Annotated in this window: 18 protein-coding genes; 17 read left to right on the forward strand and 1 reads right to left on the reverse strand. The window is 70.0% G+C overall.

Features of this window, described 5'->3' with window-relative positions:
- Window positions 1-102: 102 nt before the first annotated feature.
- From carA to AC6CID_RS09485, 9 genes are all read left to right on the forward strand, one after another.
- Window positions 103-1284, forward strand: a complete 1182-nt coding sequence (gene carA / locus AC6CID_RS09445) for a glutamine-hydrolyzing carbamoyl-phosphate synthase small subunit (protein WP_064852084.1) — start codon at window positions 103-105, stop codon at window positions 1282-1284.
- Window positions 1285-4629 carry a carbamoyl-phosphate synthase large subunit gene (carB, locus tag AC6CID_RS09450; protein WP_498353866.1) on the forward strand — a complete coding sequence of 1115 codons (3345 nt, stop codon included), beginning with the start codon at window positions 1285-1287 and terminating at the stop codon, window positions 4627-4629.
- Window positions 4626-5468: an orotidine-5'-phosphate decarboxylase gene (pyrF, locus tag AC6CID_RS09455; RefSeq protein ID WP_064256308.1), complete on the forward strand. Its 843-nt coding sequence runs from the start codon at window positions 4626-4628 to the stop codon at window positions 5466-5468. Before carB ends, pyrF begins: the two co-directional genes overlap by 4 nt.
- Before the next feature lie 429 nt (window positions 5469-5897).
- Window positions 5898-6218 (forward strand): integration host factor, actinobacterial type, encoded by a 321-nt coding sequence (gene mihF, locus AC6CID_RS09460; protein WP_006551450.1) that lies wholly within the window; start codon window positions 5898-5900, stop codon window positions 6216-6218.
- A gap of 64 nt (window positions 6219-6282) precedes the next feature.
- Window positions 6283-6834, forward strand: coding sequence for a guanylate kinase (gene gmk, locus AC6CID_RS09465; RefSeq protein ID WP_231411865.1), 552 nt, complete (start codon window positions 6283-6285; stop codon window positions 6832-6834).
- A gap of 76 nt (window positions 6835-6910) precedes the next feature.
- Window positions 6911-7213, forward strand: coding sequence for a DNA-directed RNA polymerase subunit omega (gene rpoZ / locus AC6CID_RS09470; RefSeq protein ID WP_006551452.1), 303 nt, complete (start codon window positions 6911-6913; stop codon window positions 7211-7213).
- Window positions 7210-8493 carry a bifunctional phosphopantothenoylcysteine decarboxylase/phosphopantothenate--cysteine ligase CoaBC gene (gene coaBC / locus AC6CID_RS09475; protein WP_498353867.1) on the forward strand — a complete coding sequence of 428 codons (1284 nt, stop codon included), beginning with the start codon at window positions 7210-7212 and terminating at the stop codon, window positions 8491-8493. The genes rpoZ and coaBC overlap by 4 nt, the downstream gene beginning before the upstream one ends.
- Before the next feature lie 134 nt (window positions 8494-8627).
- A complete protein-coding gene (gene metK / locus AC6CID_RS09480; protein ID WP_193903676.1) occupies window positions 8628-9842 on the forward strand; it encodes a methionine adenosyltransferase in 1215 nt (404 codons plus the stop codon).
- Between the two features lie 17 nt (window positions 9843-9859).
- Window positions 9860-11878, forward strand: coding sequence for a primosomal protein N' (locus AC6CID_RS09485; protein ID WP_498353868.1), 2019 nt, complete (start codon window positions 9860-9862; stop codon window positions 11876-11878).
- Here AC6CID_RS09485 and AC6CID_RS09490 read toward each other — a convergent pair.
- The gene (locus AC6CID_RS09490) at window positions 11851-12363 is read right to left on the reverse strand and encodes a hemerythrin domain-containing protein (protein WP_498353869.1); all 513 of its coding nucleotides are present in this window, start codon (window positions 12361-12363) and stop codon (window positions 11851-11853) included. The genes AC6CID_RS09485 and AC6CID_RS09490 overlap by 28 nt on opposite strands.
- A 442-nt stretch (window positions 12364-12805) precedes the next feature.
- Here AC6CID_RS09490 and AC6CID_RS09495 point away from each other — a divergent pair, with 442 nt between their 5' ends.
- From AC6CID_RS09495 to AC6CID_RS09530, 8 genes are all read left to right on the forward strand, one after another.
- The gene (locus tag AC6CID_RS09495; RefSeq protein ID WP_498353870.1) at window positions 12806-13837 is read left to right on the forward strand and encodes an esterase/lipase family protein; all 1032 of its coding nucleotides are present in this window, start codon (window positions 12806-12808) and stop codon (window positions 13835-13837) included.
- Window positions 13838-14047: 210 nt separating this feature from the next.
- A complete protein-coding gene (gene fmt, locus AC6CID_RS09500; RefSeq protein ID WP_024100791.1) occupies window positions 14048-14968 on the forward strand; it encodes a methionyl-tRNA formyltransferase in 921 nt (306 codons plus the stop codon).
- Window positions 14965-16446 carry an RsmB/NOP family class I SAM-dependent RNA methyltransferase gene (locus AC6CID_RS09505; RefSeq protein WP_006551458.1) on the forward strand — a complete coding sequence of 494 codons (1482 nt, stop codon included), beginning with the start codon at window positions 14965-14967 and terminating at the stop codon, window positions 16444-16446. The genes fmt and AC6CID_RS09505 overlap by 4 nt, the downstream gene beginning before the upstream one ends.
- A gap of 105 nt (window positions 16447-16551) precedes the next feature.
- A complete protein-coding gene (locus AC6CID_RS09510; protein WP_248846178.1) occupies window positions 16552-16932 on the forward strand; it encodes a hypothetical protein in 381 nt (126 codons plus the stop codon).
- Complete coding sequence (locus AC6CID_RS09515; protein WP_498353871.1) at window positions 16922-18538, forward strand: sensor histidine kinase; 1617 nt, start codon at window positions 16922-16924, stop codon at window positions 18536-18538. Before AC6CID_RS09510 ends, AC6CID_RS09515 begins: the two co-directional genes overlap by 11 nt.
- Complete coding sequence (locus AC6CID_RS09520; protein WP_006551461.1) at window positions 18535-19197, forward strand: response regulator transcription factor; 663 nt, start codon at window positions 18535-18537, stop codon at window positions 19195-19197. The genes AC6CID_RS09515 and AC6CID_RS09520 overlap by 4 nt, the downstream gene beginning before the upstream one ends.
- The gene (locus tag AC6CID_RS09525) at window positions 19194-20696 is read left to right on the forward strand and encodes an SLC13 family permease (protein ID WP_006551462.1); all 1503 of its coding nucleotides are present in this window, start codon (window positions 19194-19196) and stop codon (window positions 20694-20696) included. Before AC6CID_RS09520 ends, AC6CID_RS09525 begins: the two co-directional genes overlap by 4 nt.
- A gap of 62 nt (window positions 20697-20758) precedes the next feature.
- Entirely contained in the window at window positions 20759-21994 is a 1236-nt protein-coding gene (locus tag AC6CID_RS09530; protein WP_498353872.1) for a glycerate kinase family protein, read from the forward strand.
- Window positions 21995-22004 lie beyond the last annotated feature (10 nt).

Genomic DNA, 22004 nt, shown 5'->3' on the forward strand with positions numbered 1-22004 from the left:
AACGACGATGACGATCACGACGAACAACACGACGATCACGACACGCGAGATCTCAGCCCGCGCGGCCGGCTCTGGTGCGGTCGATAAGAACGGAGACAACGCATGAGCGGCAGAACATTCGGCGGCGGCACCGCGGTGCTGGTCCTCGAGGACGGACGTGCCTTCCGCGGCACCACTTTCGGCGCGGTCGGCCAGACGCTCGGCGAGGCCGTGTTCACTACGGCAATGACCGGCTACCAGGAAACCCTTACCGACCCGAGCTACCACCGCCAGATCGTGGTGGCCACGGCACCGCAGATCGGCAACACCGGCTGGAACGACGAGGACAACGAATCGGTCGGCCCCGACGGCAACGCGGCCGACTCGAAGATCTGGGTGGCCGGCTACGTGGTGCGCGACCCGTCGCGCACCACCTCGAGTTGGCGCGCCACCGGTACCCTGCAGGACGAACTCGAACGGCAGAAGGTCGTCGGGATCGCGGGCATCGACACCCGCGCGCTGGTACGGCACCTGCGCACCCTCGGCTCGATGCGCGCGGGAATCTTCTCGGGCGACGCACTCGCCTGGAACGGCGACGACCTCGACATCGACGCCCTCCTCGACCGCGTCAAGGCGCAGCCTCCGATGCTCGGCGCGAATCTCGCACGTGAGGTCACGACCACCAGCGGCTACGTCGTCGAACCCGAGGGTGAGGCGCGCTTCGACGTCGCGGCCCTCGACCTGGGGATCAAGAGCAACACCCCGCGACTGCTGGCTGCGCGCGGGATCCGCGTGCACGTGCTCCCCGCCACCACGACCCTGCACGACATCCTCGACCTGAAGGCCGACGGCGTGTTCCTGTCCAACGGTCCCGGTGATCCCGCGGCGGTCGGCGACGTGGTGCACCTGACGAAGGAGATCCTCGGCCAAGGGCTGCCGTTGTTCGGTATCTGCTTCGGCAACCAGATCCTCGGTCGCGCGCTCGGCCTGAACACCTACAAGATGAAGTTCGGCCACCGCGGCCTGAACATCCCGGTCATCGACCACGAGACCGGGCAGATCGCGATCACCTCCCAGAACCACGGCTTCGCGCTCGAAGGTGAGGCCGGCCAGGAGTTCGACACCCCGTTCGGGCGCGCGAAGGTCACCCACACCTGCGCCAACGACGGTGTCGTCGAGGGCGTCCGACTGCTCGACGGTTCGGCGTTCTCCGTGCAGTACCACCCCGAGGCGGCGGCCGGTCCCCACGACGCCGTCGACCTGTTCGATCGTTTCACCCGCCTGCTCGAGGGAGAGAAGAACTAAATGCCACGCCGTACCGATCTCTCCCACGTCCTGGTCATCGGGTCCGGCCCGATCGTCATCGGGCAGGCCTGCGAGTTCGACTACTCGGGCACCCAGGCGTGCCGGGTGCTCCGCGAGGAGGGCCTGCGGGTCTCCCTCGTGAACTCGAACCCGGCCACGATCATGACCGACCCCGAGTTCGCCGATGCGACCTACATCGAGCCGATCACCGCCGACTACGTCGAGAAGGTCATCGCGACCGAACAGGCCAACGGCACCCCGATCGACGCGGTGCTCGCGACCCTCGGCGGCCAGACCGCACTCAACACCGCCGTCGCGCTGTCCGAGCGCGGCATCCTCGACAAGTACGGCGTCGAACTCATCGGCGCCGACTTCGACGCCATCCAGCGCGGCGAGGACCGGCAGAAGTTCAAGGACATCGTCACCAAGTGCGGCGGCGAATCCGCTCGCTCGGCCGTCTGCTACACGATGGACGAGGTCCGTGCGACCGTCGCCGAACTCGGCTTCCCCGTCGTGGTGCGGCCGTCCTTCACCATGGGCGGCCTCGGCTCCGGCATGGCCTACGACGACGCCGACCTCGAGCGCATCGCCGGCGGTGGCCTCGCGGCCTCGCCCACCGCGAACGTGCTCATCGAGGAATCCATCCTCGGCTGGAAGGAATACGAGCTCGAACTCATGCGCGACGGTGCCGACAACGTCGTCATCGTCTGCTCGATCGAGAACGTCGACCCGGTCGGTGTGCACACCGGCGACTCGGTGACCGTCGCCCCCGCGATGACGCTCACCGACCGCGAGTACCAGCAGATGCGCGACCTCTCGATCGCCATCCTGCGCGAGGTCGGTGTCGACACCGGCGGCTGCAACATCCAGTTCGCGATGGATCCGCGCGACGGCCGGCTCGTCGTCATCGAGATGAACCCGCGCGTGTCGCGGTCGTCGGCGCTCGCGTCGAAGGCCACCGGCTACCCGATCGCGAAGATGGCCGCCAAGCTCGCCATCGGCTACACCCTCGACGAGATCGTCAACGACATCACCAAGGAAACGCCGGCCTGCTTCGAACCGAGCCTCGACTACGTCGTGGTCAAGGCCCCGCGGTTCGCGTTCGAGAAGTTCCCCGGTGCCGACGGCACTCTCACCACCACCATGAAGTCGGTCGGTGAGGCCATGTCGATCGGCCGCAACTTCACCGAGGCCTTCGGCAAGGTGCTGCGCTCGCTCGAGACCAAGTCCGCCGGTTTCTGGACCGGCCCCGAGGTCGAGGGCACCCTCGAGGAGATCCTCGAAGAGATCCGCACTCCCACGGACGGCCGGTTCTACCGGATCGCCCGGGCGCTCGAGCTCGGTGCGACCGTCGAGCAGCTCTTCGACGCCACGAAGATCGACCCGTGGTTCCTCGAGCAGTTCGCGTACATCGTCGAGCTGGGCGAGGACGTCCGCACGGCCGAGCAGTTCGGTGCCACCGAGCTGCGCTATGCGAAGCACCACGGTTTCTCCGACCGGCAGATCGCGGCGCTGCGCCCGGCACAGTTCGCCTCCGAGGACGATGTCCGTGCCCTCCGTCAGGAGCTGGGCGTCCACCCGGTCTACAAGACCGTGGACACCTGCGCGGCCGAGTTCGAGGCGAAGACGCCGTACCACTACTCGACCTACGAGCTCGACCCCGCGGCCGAGACCGAGGTCGTCGAGCAGCGCGACAAGCCCAAGGTGCTCATCCTCGGTTCCGGCCCGAACCGCATCGGCCAGGGCATCGAGTTCGACTACTCGTGCGTCCACGCCGCGCTGACGCTGTCGGAGGCCGGTTACGAGACCGTGATGGTCAACTGCAACCCCGAGACGGTCTCGACCGACTACGACACCGCCGATCGCCTGTACTTCGAGCCGCTGACCTTCGAGGACGTCCTCGAGGTCTACCGCGCCGAGTGCGAGTCCGGCACCGTCGCCGGCGTCATCGTCCAGCTGGGCGGCCAGACCCCGCTCGGCCTGGCGCGTCGACTGAAGGCCGCCGGGGTGCCGATCGTCGGTACCTCGCCCGAGGCCATCGACCTCGCGGAGGACCGCGGCGAGTTCGGTCGCGTGCTCGACGAGGCCGACCTGCCGGCCGCGAAGTACGGCACGGCCACCACCTTCGAGGGTGCGCGCGAGATCGCCGCCGGCATCGGATACCCGGTGCTGGTGCGCCCGTCCTACGTGCTCGGTGGTCGCGGCATGGAGATCGTCTACGACGAGAAGGCGCTCGAGACCTACATCTCCAACGCCACCGAGATCTCCGACGACCGCCCCGTGCTCGTCGACCGCTTCCTCGACGACGCCGTCGAGATCGATGTCGACGCGCTGTGCGACGGCACCGACGTGTACATCGGCGGAATCATGGAGCACATCGAGGAGGCCGGCATCCACTCCGGCGACTCGGCCTGTGCGCTGCCGCCGATCACTCTGGGCCGCGCCGACATCGAGAACGTCCGCCGCTCGACGGCCGCGCTCGCGAAGGGCATCGGCGTCAAGGGCCTGCTCAACGTCCAGTACGCGCTCAAGGACGACATCCTCTACGTCCTCGAGGCGAACCCCCGGGCCTCCCGCACGGTGCCGTTCGTCTCCAAGGCCACCGCGGTGCAGCTCGCCAAGGCCTGCGCCCGGGTGATGCTCGGCGAGTCCATCGCCGAGCTGCGTGCCGCGGGCATCCTCCCGGCCGAGGGCGACGGCAGCGACATCCCGCTCGACGCACCGGTCGCGGTGAAGGAAGCGGTGCTGCCCTTCAACCGGTTCCGGCGTGCCGACGGCACGGGCATCGACACCCTGCTCAGCCCGGAGATGAAGTCCACCGGTGAGGTCATGGGCCTCGACGACGACTTCGGAACCGCGTTCGCGAAGAGCCAGACCGCCGCCTACGGCTCCCTGCCGACCTCGGGCACGGTCTTCGTCTCGCTCGCGAACAAGGACAAGCGGTCGATGATCTTCCCGGTCAAGCACCTCGCCGACCTGGGCTTCCACATCATGGCTACCGTGGGAACGGCAGAAGTGCTGCGCCGCAACGGTGTTCCCTGCGAGCAGGTCCACAAGGTCTCCGGCGAGGACAAGCCGGAAGGCGCACTCGACGTCGTCGACCGCATCCGCGCCGGAGACGTGGACATGGTCATCAACACCCCCTGGGGCAACGCCGGTCCGCGTGTGGACGGCTACGAGATCCGCAGTGCGGCGGTCGCCGCGAACATCCCGTGCGTCACCACGGTGCAGGGTGCCTCCGCGGCCGTGCAGGGTATCGAGGCGGCACTGCGCGGTGAGATCGGAGTCAGCTCGATCCAGCGGATGCACGCGCGGCTGCGCGGCGTACCCGCCGAACAGGCGTGACACCCTTCGGGCAGCGACTCGCGGACGCTCTCGGGCGCCGCGGGCCGCTGTGCGTGGGAATCGACCCGCACCCGGGGCTCCTCACCGCGTGGGGGCTCGGCGACGACGTCGACGGCCTGGCCCGGTTCAGCGAACTGTGCGTCGAGGCCTTCGGCGACACCGTCGCGGTCGTCAAGCCGCAGGTGGCGTTCTTCGAGGCCTACGGCTCCGCCGGTCTCGCGGTGCTCGAACGCACCATCGCCGACCTGGGGGATGCGGGGGTGCTCGTCCTCGCGGACGCCAAGCGCGGCGACATCGGCTCCACGATGGACGCCTATGCGCGCACCTGGCTGTCGGACGGCTCTCCGCTGTGCTCGGACGCGGTGACCGTCTCCCCGTACCTGGGGTTCGGTTCGCTCGCTCCGGCGCTCGATCTGGCCGCCGGAACGGGCCGCGGGGTGTTCGTGCTCGCGGCGACCTCCAATCCCGAGGGTGCCCAGTTCCAGCGCGCGCGGCTCGACGACGGGCGCACCGTCGCGCAGGCCGTGGTGGACGAGTGCGCTGATCGCAACAGCGCTGCCCGCACGGACGGGGCCGCAGGGCTCGGCTCCGTGGGTGTGGTGGTCGGTGCGACCCTTACCGAGGCGCCGGACCTGTCCGACCTTCACGGGCCTATCCTGATGCCCGGAGTGGGGGCCCAGGGCGGCACCGCCGACGACGTGCGACGACTCGCAGGCGACCACCTGCGCGCGGTCGTGCCCAACGTCTCACGCGACGTGCTGCGGGCCGGCCCGTCCGTCGCCGACCTGCGGGCCGCCGTCACCCGCACGCTGGACGGCTTCGCCTTCCTGACGGACTGAGACGTTCGACTCTCGTGCCCGGATCGCCACGCGCGGTCCGGGCACGAGTCGTACATACCGCTCGTATGCACTCTGACCTGCGCTCGGAGTGGCGCGACACGCGGAATGGGAAAAAAATTTCTCGGCCCGCCGAGGCGCCGGAGCAGTGGGCCGGTGAGTAGGGGAGCCGCCCGACCCGATGCGTCCCCCTCCGTCGCAGCAGATTACCGGTGACCTGGGGTTTTTCTCTGTTGGGGCAGTTCGTGGCGATGCCTGGACGCCGATCGGGGGGTGCGGGATCCACTGCGGGAACGGCGTGCACTACCGCACGGATTTTCGAGTGGATCGCCGGGGGGTGGGTTCGCATTCGTCGGTGGTCGTGAGTACGGTCGCTATCGCCGCTGGTTACAGCGGTGAAGACTCGAAAGCCAACGATGAGACGGAGGAACCGTGGCCCTTCCCCAGCTGACCGATGAGCAGCGCGCCGCTGCTCTGGAGAAGGCGGCTGCTGCCCGTCGTGCCCGGGCTGAGCTCAAGGAGCGCCTCAAGCGCGGCGGCACCGACCTCAAGCAGGTGCTCAAGGACGCCGAGAACGACGAGATCCTCGGCAAGATGAAGGTGTCGGCGCTGCTCGAGGCCCTGCCGAAGGTCGGCAAGGTCAAGGCGCAGGAAATCATGACCGAGCTGGAGATCGCCCCGACCCGCCGTCTGCGCGGCCTCGGCGACCGTCAGCGCAAGGCCCTGCTCGCCAGGTTCGATTTCGACGCCTGAGCACGTGGTAGCTGACGCACGACCCGTGACGGACAGCGCACCCGCAACGCGGAGGGGCCGGCTGGTGGTACTGGCCGGACCCTCCGCGGTGGGTAAGTCGACCGTCGTACGCCTTCTGCGGAGCCGGATCCCGGATCTGCACTTCAGTGTCTCGGCCACCACCCGGGACCCGCGACCGGGTGAGGTGGACGGGGTGGACTACCACTTCGTCGGCCGCGCCGAGTTCGACCGGATGATCGAAGCCGGTGAACTGCTCGAATGGGCCGACATCCATGGCGGCCTGCAGCGATCGGGTACTCCGGCCAAACCGGTGCTCGACGCACTCGCCGAGGGGTATCCGGTGCTCGTGGAGGTCGACCTCGCGGGAGCGCGGGCCGTCCGTGCGGCGATGCAGGACGCGGTCCTCGTCTTTCTCGCCCCGCCCAGTTGGGAGGTGCTCGTCGAGCGCCTCACCGGCCGAGGCACCGAAACCGACGAGGTCGTCGCTCGCAGGCTCGATACCGCCCGCAGCGAACTGGCCGCGCAGGACGAGTTCGACGTCGTGATCGTCAACGACGATGTCGACCGGGCCTGCGATGAATTGGTATCCTTGTTGGTTGGACCCGGAGCCGACTGATCCGTCCGCGCCTCGAGCGCATCCGGCTGCCGGTTCCGGCGCCCTCCCATCCCGCGACCTCTCAGGAGAACACCGAGTGAGCAGCATCCAGGCAGCCGCGACCGACCTCGAGGGCAACACCCTTCCGGTCTACGACACCCCCACGGGTATCACCAACCCGCCTATCGACGAGCTGCTCGAGCGCGCCTCCTCGAAGTACGCGCTGGTGATCTACGCCGCCAAGCGGGCACGCCAGATCAACGACTACTACAACCAACTCGGCGACGGCATCCTCGAGTACGTCGGCCCCCTCGTGGAGCCGGGTCTGCAGGAGAAGCCGCTGTCGATCGCCCTGCGCGAGATCCACTCGGATCTGCTCGAGCACACCGAAGGCGAGTGAGCAACCCCGCTTCGAGCGGCGAGGCCGGATCCGTGCAGCGCCGCCGCATCGTCGTCGGTGTCGCCGGTGGCATCGCCGCCTACAAGTCCTGCGCACTGATCCGGGCCTTCACGGAGAGCGGACACCACGTGCGGGTCGTCCCGACGGAGTCCGCCCTCGAATTCGTCGGGCGCGCCACCTTCGAGGCGCTCTCCGGCAATCCCGTGCAGACCGGTGTGTTCGCCGAGGTGCCGCAGGTGCAGCACGTCCGGCTCGGCCAGGAGGCCGACCTCGTCGTCGTCGCTCCGGCCACCGCCGACCTCATGGCGCGGGCGGTCGCGGGTCGCGCCGACGACCTCCTCACGGCCACCCTGCTCACCGCGCGGTGCCCCGTGATGTTCGTGCCCGCGATGCACACCGAGATGTGGGAGCATCCCGCGACCGTCGACAACGTCGCGACGCTGCGTCGCCGCGGTGCCGTGGTCGTCGAACCGGCCTCGGGTCGGCTGACGGGCAAGGACACCGGTGCCGGGCGCATGCCCGAACCCGACGAGATCTTCAATCTGGCCTCGCTGCTGCTCGAGCGGGCCGACGCGCTGCCCCGCGACCTCGCCGGTCGCCGCATCGTCGTGTCCGCCGGCGGTACCCGTGAGCCCCTCGACCCGGTGCGCTTCCTCGGCAACCGGTCGTCCGGCAAGCAGGGCTACGCGCTCGCCCGTCTCGCCGCTCAGCGCGGCGCCGACGTCACGCTCGTCGCGGGCAGCGTCTCGGGTCTCGACGACCCGGCCGCGGTCGACGTCGTGCGCGTCCAGACGGCCGCTCAGATGCAGGACGCCGTCGCCAAGCACGCCTCGGGTGCCGATGCGGTCATCATGTCCGCGGCCGTTGCCGATTTCCGGCCCTTCACCTTCGCGACCAGCAAGATCAAGAAAGGTGAGGGCGAACCCGATTCCATCGCGCTGACGAAGAACGACGACATCCTCGCCGGTCTCGTCCGAGCGCGTGCCGAAGGCAGCCTGTCCGCCGAGACGGTTATCGTCGGGTTCGCAGCGGAGACCGGCGACGAACACGGAGACGTGCTCACCTACGCCCGCGAGAAGCTCGCCCGCAAGGGATGCGATCTTCTCGTCGTCAACGCCGTCGGCGAAGGTAAGGCCTTCGAGGTCGACGACAACAACGGCTGGTTGCTGTCCGCGGACGGTTCGGAAACCGCCCTCGCCCACGGGTCGAAGGCCCTCATGGCCAGCCGCGTGCTCGACGCGCTGGGACCTCTGCTGGCGGAACGCAGCAGAATCGGGTGATTTCAATACTCGCGCCGACGCCTGCGGAGCAGTAGCGTCGGCACTGCGATCGGGTCCTGCCGACCCGATCGGGGAGCGCATGCTCCATACGGTTTGTCCGTCCAGCGCCTGGCGCACAGTCGAGAGGGAGTTTCGTGAGCAAGACCGGCGGTCGTCTTTTCACCAGTGAGTCCGTGACCGAAGGGCATCCGGACAAGATCTGTGACGCGATCAGCGACTCGGTTCTCGACGCGCTCCTCACCGAGGATCCTCGTGCCCGGGTAGCGGTGGAAACCCTCGTCACCACGGGCCAGGTGCACGTGGTCGGTGAGGTCACCACCTCGGCATACGCCGACATCCCCAAGATCGTCCGCGATCGGGTGCTCGAGATCGGATACGACTCGTCGTCGAAGGGCTTCGACGGCAACTCCTGCGGTGTCAACATCGCGATCGGCGCGCAGTCGCCCGAGATCGCCGGCGGCGTCGACGTCTCGCACGAGGCGCGCAGCGGTGTGCTCACCGACGACGAGGTCGCCCGCCAGGGCGCCGGCGACCAGGGCCTGATGTTCGGCTACGCCTGCTCCGATACGCCCGAACTCATGCCGCTGCCGATCTCTCTCGCACATCGCCTGTCGCGCCGGCTCACCGAGGTCCGCAAGTCGGGGGTTCTGCCGTACCTGCGTCCCGACGGCAAGACCCAGGTCACCATCGAGTACGACGGCGACAAGCCCGTCCGGCTCGACACGATCGTCATCTCGACGCAGCACGCCGCCGACATCGATCTGAACAACCTGCTCACGCCGGATCTGCGCACCCACGTCGTCGACGCGGTGCTCGCCGACCCGAACCTGGCCGATCTCGACACGGCCGATGTGCGTCTGTTGGTCAACCCGTCCGGATCGTTCGTCCTCGGCGGTCCGATGGGCGACGCCGGCCTCACCGGCCGCAAGATCATCGTCGACACCTACGGCGGCATGGCCCGCCACGGTGGTGGCGCGTTCTCCGGCAAGGATGCGTCGAAGGTCGACCGTTCGGCCGCCTACGCGATGCGCTGGGTCGCCAAGACCGCCGTCGCCGCCGGTCTCGCCGACCGCATCGAGGTGCAGGTCGCCTACGCGATCGGCAAGGCTGCTCCGGTGGGTCTGTTCGTCGAGACCTTCGGCACCGAGAAGACCGACCCGGCCCGCATCCAGCAGGCCATCGGCGAGGTCTTCGACCTGCGCCCGGGAGCGATCATCCGTGACCTCGACTTGCTGCGCCCGATCTACGCGCAGACCGCTGCGTACGGCCACTTCGGCCGTACCGACATCGACCTGCCGTGGGAGAACACCGACCGCGCCGACAAGCTGCGCGCGGCCGCCGGTCTGTAGATTCCGATCGGGCCCGGGTGGCTGCTGATTTCGACGCCGCCGAGGTCGATCCGGTTGCGCGGGTTCTCCCGCTGCTACCGGTTCCGCACCTCGACCGGGAGTTCGACTACCTGATCCCCCGCGACCTGGACGCGGACGCCCGTCCGGGCGTCCGCGTCCGCGTCCGCTTCGCCGGACGTCTCGTCGACGGTTTCCTGCTCGCACGCGCCGCGACGAGCGATCACACCGGCAAGCTCGGCCGACTCGACCGCGTCGTCTCGTCCGAGCAGGTCCTCACGCCCGAGATCGCTGCTCTGGCAGAGGAAGTCGCGACCCGCTATGCCGGGACCCGGGCCGACGTGCTGCGTCTGGCAGTACCTCCGCGACACGCACGTGTCGAAGCCGAGGCGTCGCGCCCACCGGAACCTCCGCCTGTTCCGGAGATCGATCCTGCCGCGTGGGGCCGGTACCGGCACGGCGAGAACTTCCTCGAAGCGCTCGGCGGCGGCCGCGCCCCGCGCGCGTCCTGGCAGGCGCTGCCCGGTGAGGATTGGCCCCGACGGCTCGCCGAACTCGCCGCACTGACCCTCGCCTCGGGGAAGGCGGCCGTGCTCGTCGTTCCCGACCAGCGTGACCTCGACCGTCTCGTGAAGGCGTGTGCAGACGTCGCCGGGGCCGATCACGTCGTCGGCCTCGCCGCCGGCCTCGGACCGGCCGAACGGTATCGACGCTGGCTTGCGGCGCTGCGCGGATCCGCGCGCATCGTCGTCGGGACCCGGGCCGCCGTCTTCGCCCCGACCCCCGATCTCGGGCTCCTCGTGGTGTGGGACGACGGCGACGACCTGCACTGCGAACCACGGTCCCCGTATCCGCACGCCCGCGAAGTGGCTGCTCTGCGCGCCCACGCGGTCGGTGCCGCCATCGTGATCGCCGGGCACGCCCGCACCGCGGAGACCCAGGCGCTCGTCGAGGCCGGCTGGGCACACGATCTCGTGGCACCCCGCGACGTCGTACGGGCGTGCGCGCCGAAGGTCACGGCCCTCGCCGACAGCGACCACGCACTCGCACGGGATCCGGCCGCGCGTGCCGCGCGACTGCCTGCCATCGCGTTCGTCGCCGCCCGATCCGCTCTCGCGGTCGACCGCCCGGTGCTCGTGCAGGTACCGCGGCGCGGATACGTGCCCGCGCTCGCGTGCGGAAAGTGCCGGGCACCCGCCCGCTGCCGGCACTGCAACGGCCCGCTCGCACTGCCCACGGCGGCCGGTCCCGACGGTGCCGCGATCCCGGCATGCCGCTGGTGCGGTGTCGCCGATGCGCGTCACCGCTGCCACGCGTGCGGCGCGCGCTCGTTGCGGGCCGTGGTGGTCGGGGCGGCCCGCACCGCCGAAGAACTGGGCCGCGCCTTTCCGGGCGTGCCGGTCGTGACCTCCGGCGGCAACGACGTCAAGCACACCGTGCCCGGTTCGGCGTCGCTCGTCGTCTCCACCGTGGGCGCAGAACCCGTCGCCGAGGGCGGTTACGGGGCGGCGCTGCTCCTGGACGGGTGGGCCCTGCTCGGCCGTGCCGATCTGCGCGCCACCGAGGAGGCGATGCGCCGCTGGCTCACCGCATCGGCGCTCGTACGGTCGTTCGCCGACGGGGGACAGGTCGTGGTCGTCGCCGATTCCGGGATCCCCACCGTGCAGGCGCTCGTGCGTTGGGATCCCGTGGGACACGCCCAGTCCGAGGTCTCCGAACGAGCCGAGGTCGGTTTCCCGCCCGCGGTCCACATGGCCGCGATCGACGGGTCGTCCGCGGCGGTCGCCGAACTGCTCGAGGCCACACACCTGCCCGAGGGAGCCGAGGTGCTCGGGCCCGTGCCGCTCCCGCCGGGGCAACGACTGCCGTTCGGATCCGAAGGACCCGAACCGGAGGACGTGCACCGGATGATCGTGCGGGTCGCACGCGAGCGCGGTCGCGCACTCGGTCGCGCCCTGCGCGACGCCCAGGCCACCCGCACGGCGCGTCGCGCGGACGGTCCGCTGCGGGTTCAGGTGGATCCGCCGCGTATCGGCTGACCCGGCCGCGGAGGGGGCGCGGATCTCCGCTGCCGGCCTAGGCCGCTTTCGGAATCGGTTGCGACGGAATGGATGCGGCGTCCGTACCCTTCCACAGCGCCGCGAAGTCGTGGCGATGTCGAATGTCCAGGATGCGCAGCAGGACGAAACGCGGTACGGGCGGCACGAGGTGCAACGTGATCGCGCGAGGAGTCGTCGAGACCGTCGATGAGCCAGTTCCCTTCCTTGCCGAGCTGCTGCATCCCCTTCGGCTCGATACTGAACTCCTGGTCCCACGCGCGCCACTGCGCGTCGGTGATGCTGGTCGGGACCAGTGTCATCATCTCCCGCTCCTCACGTTCGAGATGGGGGAGCAGAACCTCGGACAAGCGGGACAGTGCTGCACCGAGTGCTTCGCCGGAGCCGGGGTGGTCGGCGCGGAGATCGCGTGCCGCCTCCTCGACTGGGGCGATCGCAGGCTCGATGGTGCGGTGGTCGGCGTTCATCCTCTCCACGAGCGGTGCCGCGTCGGGATTGCATTGCACCACGGGGATAGAGCCCACGGTCCTCGGACCAGTGGTGATGGTGAAGGAAATCCATCATCCACAACGCGTGGTGGGCGAGAGCCACTCGGTGGGTCTGCTGCCATGTCTTCGTCGAGGTGGCGACCTCGATGCGGAGGAGGTCGCGGCGGAGGGCGGAGTGCGCGATTCCCATGATTCGGGTATCGGCGGATCCGTCGGGATCGGTGGAGTGTCCGTCGACGGAGGCTGTTCCCAGTGTCGATCCGGCATGGACCGAGAGCAAGACCCGCCGGCTGCTGCCGTACATACGGACGACAGCCACACGCGTTGCCGGGGATATTATTTGTCACAGTAACGGAGCCGGTGATTGTGACCGATCTACTTCCGTAGGTGCCGGGGAGGCGCAGGAGGAGAGGGCGGACGAATGGGTGCCGGGCGGAGTGTCGGTGGTGTCGTCGGAGCGTGTGTCGTCGCGATGCTGACTGTGGGTGCAGCGGCACTGACTGTGGGCGCAGCGGCGGCGCAGCCGCTCCCGTCCGACGACGGACCGATCCTCGGTCTCGGGGAAGGGTCGTACAGCAGCGTGCCCGTCCCGGCGGGACCGGTGGCCACCGGGCACGCCGAAGCGGCCGAATACGCCGAGAACAACCCCGATGTCGCCCCCGCCGGTAGCAACGACTTCGCATGCGTGCCGTCCGAGGAGCGCCCTCATCCGGTGGTGCTCGCGCACGGCACCGATTCCAACGCCTACTCCGACTTCGCTGCGCTCTCGCCGCTGCTCGCCGCGTCAGGCTGGTGCGTATTCGCCCTGAACTACGGGTTCGCCGACGGTGCCGAGGATTACGGCACGGGCGACATCCGCGTCTCCGCAGCACAGTTCGGTGAGTTCGTCACCGAGGTCCTCGACGCGACCGGTGCGGAGGAGGTCGACGTCGTCGGCTACTCACAGGGAGCCACGGTGGCCCGCTACTACATCAACGAACTCGGGGGTGGCGAGGTCGTCGACCGGTGGGTGGGGATCGCGTCGCCGAGCTACGGAGGCACCTTCTACGGCATCGGGGCCGCCGTCGCCGCGCTGCCCGGAGCGACCGACATCGTCGAGGGCGAGTTCTCCGTCGCCCTCGTGCAGCAGCTTCAGGGGTCGGAACTGCTCACCGAACTCAACACACCCACCGACACCGTGCCCGGCGTGCGCTACACGACCATCGGTAGCGAGGTCGACGAGGTCATCCAGCCCGCCGGCAATGTCGCACTCCATGGTGAGGGCGCCGTCAATCACGTGATCCAGGAGCTGTGCCCGCAAGATCTGACCGGCCACTTCAACATGGTCTACGACCCCTTCTCGCTGCAGCTCGCGCGGTACGCGCTCGACCCCGACCGGTACGCGATCGGGGAGTGCACCACCGTCGCGCTCGGCACCGGTATCCCCGAACTGATCCTCCAGTCCAACACCTGAGCGCGGGCACTCGGGCTCCGACGCCTGAGCTCCATGCTCTCCGGTGCCGGCCTCCGCGAGGTGACCGCCCGGCGCGGTGATGCAGGTCGCACGACGTCGACTCCCTAGACTGTGAGAGGTCATCGCCGTCGAAAACTGGAGCAGCATCCGTGACATCCCCGCACAGTCCACACGCAGCGCACCCCACCTCCTGCTCGGCGGTGCTCTGACATGCGCGTGGTCTTCGCGGGAACACCGGAACCCGCCGTCCCGTCGCTGCTCCGCCTCATCGAGTCACGCCACGAGGTCGTCGCGGTGGTAACCCGCCCCGACACCACCGCCGGTCGCGGTCGGAAGGTCGTGCGATCCGCCGTGGGGCAGATCGCCGACGAACACGGCATCGAGGTCCTCACGCCGCGCTCGCCGCGCGACCCCGAGTTCGTCGCGCGACTGACCGAACTCGCACCCGACTGCTGCCCCGTGGTGGCCTACGGCGCCCTGATCCCGCAGGACGTCCTGGACATCCCTGTGCACGGATGGGTGAACCTCCATTTCTCGCTGCTGCCCGCCTGGCGCGGCGCGGCGCCCGTGCAGGCGGCGATCGCTGCCGGTGACGAGATCACCGGAGCGAGCACCTTCCGGCTCGAGGCCGGCCTCGACACCGGTCCGGTCTACGGCGTCGTCACCGAGACGATCCGTCCCACCGACACCGCCGGCGACCTGCTCGGCCGCCTCGCCGAGGTCGGTGCGACGCTGCTCGAATCCACCCTCGACGGCCTCGAAGACGGCATCCTCACGCCCGCACCGCAGCCGGCCGACGGTGTCTCGCACGCGCCCAAGGTCACCGTCGAGGCCGCCCAGGTGCAGTGGACACTCCCCGCACACGTCGTCGACCGGCGAATTCGCGCCGTCACGCCCGCTCCGGGTGCGTGGACGATGATCGGCGACCTGCGCGTGAAGATCGGTCCCGTGACGGTGACCGACGAGACCCTCGAACCCGGTGAGCTCGACATCCGCAAGGACGGCGTGCTCGTCGGTACCGCTACCACTGCCGTCCGGCTCGGGACGGTGCAACCGCCCGGGAAGAAGGCGATGACAGCCACGGACTGGGCGCGCGGCGCCCGTCTCGACCCGAAGGTGCGTGCGCGATGAGCGAATCCGGCAGGCCCCCGCGGGGCAAGCGCAATGCCGGAGGACGGAACCCCGCAGGTCGCGGGGGACGCAGCGGCGGTGGGAAGCCGAACCGCAATCCGGCGTCCGAACACGCCCCCCGACCGTGGAAGCCTCCCGCCGACCCCGCACGTGTCGCCGCGCGGGACGTGCTGCGCGCCGTGCGCGAACGGGACGCCTACGCCAATCTCGTTCTCCCGTCGCTGCTCCGGGAGCGGCATCTCGACGCGCGCGACGCCGCCCTGGCCACCGAGCTCACCTACGGCGCGGCCCGCGCGCGAGGTCTGCTGGACGCCGTGATCGCCGACGCCGCGAACCGTCCCGTCGACGAGATCGACGGCGCGCTGCTCGACGTACTGCGTCTGGGTGCCTACCAGTTGCTGCGCACGCGCGTCGCCCCGCACGCCGCTGTCGCCACGAGCGTCGACCTCGTCCGGGCCGAATTCGGATCGGGCCGAGCAGGTTTCGTCAACGCGGTGCTTCGTCGTGTGGGTGAGCGTTCGGAGGAGGAGTGGATCACGCTGCTCGCCCCCGACCCGGACCGCGACCCGGTGGGTCACCTGGCCTTCCGATACGCGCACCCCCTGTGGATCGCGCAAGCGTTCGCCCACGCGCTCGGATCGGATGCCTCCGAACTCGCCGACGTCCTCGCCGCCGACGACGCGCGCCCGATCGTCCACCTCGTCGCCCGGCCCGGGGTTATCACCGCGGAGGAACTCGCGCTCGTCACCGGCGGTGAGCTCGGACCGTGGTCGCCCTATGCGGTGCACCTCGAGCACGGCGACCCCGGCCGCCTCGAACCCGTCCGGGAAGGCATGGCCGCAGTCCAGGACGAAGGCAGCCAGCTCGTCGCACGTGCCCTCACCCTCGCACCCCTCGTCGGCGAGGACCGGGGCCGCTGGCTCGACCTGTGCGCGGGACCGGGCGGAAAGGCGGCGCTGCTCGGCGCCATCGCCGCGATCGACGGGTTCGCCGTCGACGCGGTCGAACCGGTCGACCACCGCGCGGAACTCGTCCGCAAGACCGCCCGCGACCTGCCGGTGACCGTGCACATCGCCGACGGGCGCGAGCCCGGACTCGAACCGGGCTACGACCGGATCCTCGTGGACGCACCCTGCACGGGTCTCGGCGCGTTGCGTCGGCGTCCCGAGGCGCGGTGGCGACGGCAACCCGGCGACGTCGCCGAACTCGTGCGGCTGCAGAAGGAACTGCTCGCATCGGCGATCGGACTGCTGCGTCCCGGTGGTGTGGTGCTCTACTCGACGTGTTCACCGCACGTCTCGGAGACCGTCGCCGTCGTGTCCGACGCGGTGCGCCGCCACGGTGTCGAACAGCTCGACACCCGCGAACTCGTCCCCGGCGTGCCGCAGGTCGGGGAGGGGCCGGGAGTGCAGCTCTGGCCGCACCGCCACGGCACCGACGCCATGTTCATGGCTGCGCTGCGTAAACCCGAGCGCTGATCGCGACCGCCGGACACGGATCGTCGTGTCCGGCGCCGGGGAAGATGAAAGTCTTCTCATCCGGTCTTCACGATCGATTCACTCCGGTACAGGATGCTGTTCTCCATGCCGGTGATGAAACGCATGCTCGTGATCGCAGCGCTGCTGCTGATCCCGGCGGCCCTCGCGTGGGGGAGCCAGGCCCTGACACGACCGGCGGGCTCCCCCGAGATCGGTGATGCATCGGTCACCGTCTCCGTCGTGCCGACCACGACCGAGCCCGCGGCGCCGTCCCCCGGGGCCGAGGCGCCCGAGGTACGACCCGAACCCGAGCAGGAGTCGGCGTCCGCACCGTCGGTCCCCGGCACGCAGACATCCCCGCCTGCCGTCGTGCCGGCCCCGGTTCCCGATCCGGGCTGGTCCGACGTCGCGCGTCAGCCCCTGCCGACCCCTCAGGTCGAGTGGGACGACGACTGGGACGACGACTGGGACGACGATGACGACTGAGTCCGGGAAGCCGGCCGGGACGGAGCGCGCCGGTCACCTCCGCATCCCTCACCCCGGTCGCGGATCCGCTCTCCCTGCCCGGTGGCGCATCCTCAGCTGGATCCTGCTGACCACGGCCGTCGCGCTCGTCGCCGTCGTCGTCACCGCGCGGGTGCTGCTCCTCAACCACGTCGACCGAGATGCGAATGCCGACATCACTCAGGAGATCGACGAATTCCGGGCATTCGCCGCCGAGGGCGTCGACCCCACCACGACGTTCCCGTTCACCTCCGTGGAGCGGATGCTCGAGGTCTATCTCAACCGCCAGCACACCTCGGAGGGCGAGGTGATCGTCGGCGTCGTCGACGGTTCGCTGCTCTTCGACCGCCGTATCGCGGTGGACCGGCCCGACCTGCCGGCGAACCTCACCGAGGACGGTGTGATGTTCGAGCGCATCCTCAACGCCCCCACCGGCTCGGGCGTCCACGAGGTGGACGGTGGACAGATGCGCTGGGCCCGCGCCGACGTCACCTCCGGCGACGACCGGGGCGCGCTGATCGTCGCCGTGTTCACCGCCGAGCAGCGCGCGAAGGTCGCCGACACCGCCCGCACCATCGGACTGGTCGCGATCGGCGGCCTCGGTCTCACGGCGATCATCGGCTGGCTGGTCGCGGGACAGATCCTCGCCCCGATCCGCCAGGTGCGCGAGGTGGCCGCCGCCATCGGCGAGAAGGATCTGACGAGTCGGGTGCCCGTGCACGGACGCGACGACATCGCCGCACTGGCACAGACCTTCAACTCGATGCTCGACCGCCTCGAACAGGCCTACACCACGCAGCAGCAGTTCGTCGACGACGCCGGCCACGAACTGCGGACACCGATCACCGTGATCCGCGGGCACCTCGAACTCATGGATCTCGGTCACGCCGACGACGCGACGCGCGAGGAGACGATCCGGCTCGTCGAGGACGAACTCGACCGGATGGCGCGGATCGTCACCGACCTGCTCGTCCTCGCCAAGGCCGAGCGCCCCGACTTCGTGCAGCGACGACCGGTCGACGTCACCGACCTCATGCTCGACGTCGAGGCCAAGGCGCAGATGCTCGGCACCCGCGACTGGCAGCTCATGGAGATCGCCGAGGGCATGGCCGACATCGACGCCCAACGCGTCACCCAGGCCGTGCTGCAGTACGCGACCAATGCTGTCACGCACACCCACCCTGGGGACGTCATCCAGCTCGGATCCGTCTTCGTCGAGCACAACGGCACCGAGCACCTCCGGATCTGGGTCCGGGACACCGGACCCGGGGTCGCTCCGGACGACGCGGCACGCATCTTCGAACGCTTCCGCCGCGGACGCACCGTCCCCGGTGACCGGCACGGACCCGCCGCCGAACGAGGCGGGGCAGGTCTCGGACTCGCCATCGTCCGCGCCATCGCCGACGCGCACCACGGCTCGGCTTGGGTCGAGAGCGCGGTCGGGCACGGCGCGACCTTCGGCATCGACCTCCCCCTACGAGACCCCGCAGGAACCACCGGCACGACCGGCACGACCGGCACGACCGGCACGGCCGGCACGGCCGGTTCCCCCGGTACAGCCGAGACTCGAAGGACCGCATCGCAGTGAGCAGAATCCTCATCGCCGAAGACGACACCCGCATCACCGCCTTCCTCGAGAAGGGGCTGCGCGCAGCGGGATACACCACCACCGACGCCACCGACGGCGAGACCGCCCTGATGCTCGCTCGCAGTGGCGCCTTCGATCTGGTGATCCTCGACATCGGGTTGCCCCGCATGGACGGCTTCACCGTCCTCGAGAGGTTGCGCGGTGAAGGTGTGCGGACCCCCGTGATCGTGCTGACCGCGCGAGACAGCGTCACCGATACCGTCGCGGGGCTCGAGGGCGGTGCCAACGACTATGTGAGCAAACCGTTCCAGTTCGCCGAACTGCTCGCCCGCATCCGGTTGCGCATCGGCGACAGCAGCTCGGCTGCCGATCCGGCAGCGGTGATCCGCGACGGCGACATGGCTCTGGACCTGCGGGCCCGACGCGCCGAGATCGCAGGGGAGAGCGCCGATCTCACCAGCCGCGAGTTCGCCCTGTTCGAGGTCTTCCTGCGTCACCGCGGGCAGGTGCTCTCCCGCGAACAGATCCTCGGGCACGTGTGGGGATACGACTTCGATCCCGCGTCCAACGTCGTCGACGTCTACGTGCGCGCACTGCGCAACAAGATCGGGGGAGACCGGGTCGAGACGATCCGCGGAGCGGGGTACCGGTTGCGATGACCTTCCACGCCACCGTCCCGCCGAGCTCCGTGGCGCCACAGCAGCGTCCGCCGCGCAGACACACCGCCCCGACGCCCGGCCGGATCGTCGCGGTCGGGATACTCGCCGGCACCGTCGGTCTCCTCGTGTATCTCACGCGCACCGACCCCGACCTGACGCCTCCGGCCGCCGTCACCATGATCGTGTTCGTCGTGGCCGTCTGGCTGTGGGTGTTCACGAGGATCGACGACACCTATGTGGCGCTCGGCGCTGCCGCGGCCCTCACGGTCGTCGGGGTCATCGACGCGGAGGCACTGTTCGCGACCCTCGGCGACGACGTCGTGTGGCTCCTGTTGTCCGCTTTCGTGATCGCCTCCGGTGTCGCGTCCTCGGGTTTGGCGACGCGGGGCGCGGCCTTCCTGGTGACGGGGGCGCACAGCCCGCGGGCGCTCGTGCACCTGGTGACGGCCGCGCTGATCGTCACCGCGTTCGCGGTCCCGTCGACCTCCGGTCGTGCTGCACTGGTGCTCCCGGTGTTCGTCGCGCTCGCGACGGTCCTCGCAGACCGGCCACGACTGGTGCGAGCACTCGCGTTGCTCTTCCCCACGGTGATCCTGCTGTCGGCGGTGGCGTCGCTGCTCGGCGCCGGTGCGCACCTGATCACCTCGCAGATCCTCGTCACGGCGACCGGCACCGGATTCGACTTCGCGACCTGGATGATCCTCGGCCTGCCGCTGGCGATCGTCTCGTCGCACGCCGCCGCCGAACTGGTGCTGCTGCTGTTCACCTCCACCGACGATCGGCGCGGACGCCTCACCGTCACCGCCGCCGACATCGGCGCGCAGGCCGACACCCCGGTCTGCGGGCCGCTCTCCGTCGCCGAATCCCGCGCCGCCCTTCTGCTGGTCGTGGTGATGGTGCTGTGGTGCACCGAACCCGTACACGGCATCCACCCGGCGGTGGTGGCGCTGCTCGGTGCGCTCGTCGCGACCTCCCCGCGGTACGGCTCCGTGCGTCTCGCGCCTGCGCTGAAGACCGTGCCGTGGCCTCTGCTGCTGTTCATGGCGGCAACGCTGTCGATCGGTACCGCGCTGACGACGAGCGGCGCGGCGGACTGGCTCGCATCGACGGCTTTCGGCCCGCTCACCTCGCGCGGAGAGGGTGCCGGTCCGTTGTTCGTGGTCGTCGTGGTCGTGATCTCCGCTGCGGCGCACCTGGTCATCCAGTCGCGCTCGGCCCGTTCCGCCGTTCTCGTTCCCGTCGTGGTGGCACTCGCCCCGAGCGCAGGTGTCGATCCGCTCGCCGCGGCCTTCGTCTCGACGGCCGCCGCAGGCTTCTGCCACACCCTGCCGTCGTCGGCCAAGCCCGTGACGCTGTTCGCGGACGTGCCCGGCACATCCACCTACTCGACCTCCGACCTGTTGCGCCTGGCAGCGCGGCTCGGCCCGCTCCTCGCCGCGCTGGTCCTGTTGTTCGCGTGGTTCGTCTGGCCGCTGCTCGGCCTGTCGCTGTTCGTCTGATCCCTGTTCCCTCCCCCGTTGTCCCGTTCCACGGTCTGTCCCGTTTCACGATCGGAGTCGTCATGGCTTTGACGGTTCCTCATCGCGTGCTCGTCGCACCCAGCGGTTTCAAGGAGAGTCTCGATGCGCGCAGCGTCGCCGCTGCGATCGGTGCGGGAGTCCGCCGGGCTCTGCCGTGCGCCGCCGTCGACCTCGTGCCTGTTCCGGACGGTGGGGAGGGCACCGCCGAGATCCTTGCCGAGGCCACCGGCGGCACGCTCGTCCCGGTCACCGTGACCGGTCCCGTCGGCGAGCCGGTGCGGGCGAGCTGGGCGCGTCTCGGTGGTGTCACCCGCGGGACGGCGGTCGTCGAGATGGCCTCGGCCGCCGGCCTTCGTCTCGTGCCCACCGATCGCCGTGATCCCGGTGCCACCACCACCCGCGGGGTCGGTGAACTCGTTGCCGCGGCACTCGACGACGGCATCCGCCGCATCGTCATCGGCTGCGGCGACTCGGGCACCAGCGACGGCGGAGCCGGGGCACTGCGAGCACTCGGCGCCCGGATCCTCGACGCCGACAGCCACGAACTGCCCGACGGGGGACGGCACCTCGCGCGCGCCGCGCGTCTCGATCTCGACGATCTGCACCCGGCGCTCGCCGACACCGAGATCGTCCTGGCCTGCAACGTCCACAACGTCCTGTGTGGGCCGACCGGTGTCGCTCGGGTCTTCGGCCCGCAGAAGGGCGCGACACCCGCGCAGGTCGAGGAGCTGTCCGCCGCTCTGGAGCGCTGGGCGAAGGTGCTCGAACGGGACGGGCGGGCACACGGGCTGGATGTGCGGTTCGGGGCGGGCACCGGCGCCTCAGGCGGCCTCGGTGCCGGTCTGGCCGCGGGCATCGGCGCCCGGATCGCCTCCCGGTTCGACGTGCTGCTCGACAGCGGCCTGTCCGGTATCGATCTCGACTCCCTGATCGCGCGCGCCGATCTGATCATCACCGCCGAGGGCAGCATCGACGTCCAGACCCCGCGCGGCAAGGTGCCCGCGGAGGTCGCCCGCCGCGCCCAGCGCGCCGGGGTGCCGGTGCTCGCCATCGCCGGGTCGCTCGGCGAGGGGGCGCGCGACGTCCACGACGTCGGAATCGGCGCGATCGCGTCGATCATCCCCGTCCCGATGCGCCTGGAGGACGCCGTCGCCAACGGTCACGACCTGCTCGTCGACGCCGCCGCGCGGTCCATGCGTCTGCTGATGCTCGGCTCCGCCGTGGCGAGTCGCAGCAAGGGCCGGGCGAAGAAGCGCAAGCACCGGGCGGCGGCGTGATGCAGTTCCG

Source organism: Rhodococcus sp. GQ147 (assembly GCF_059759155.1).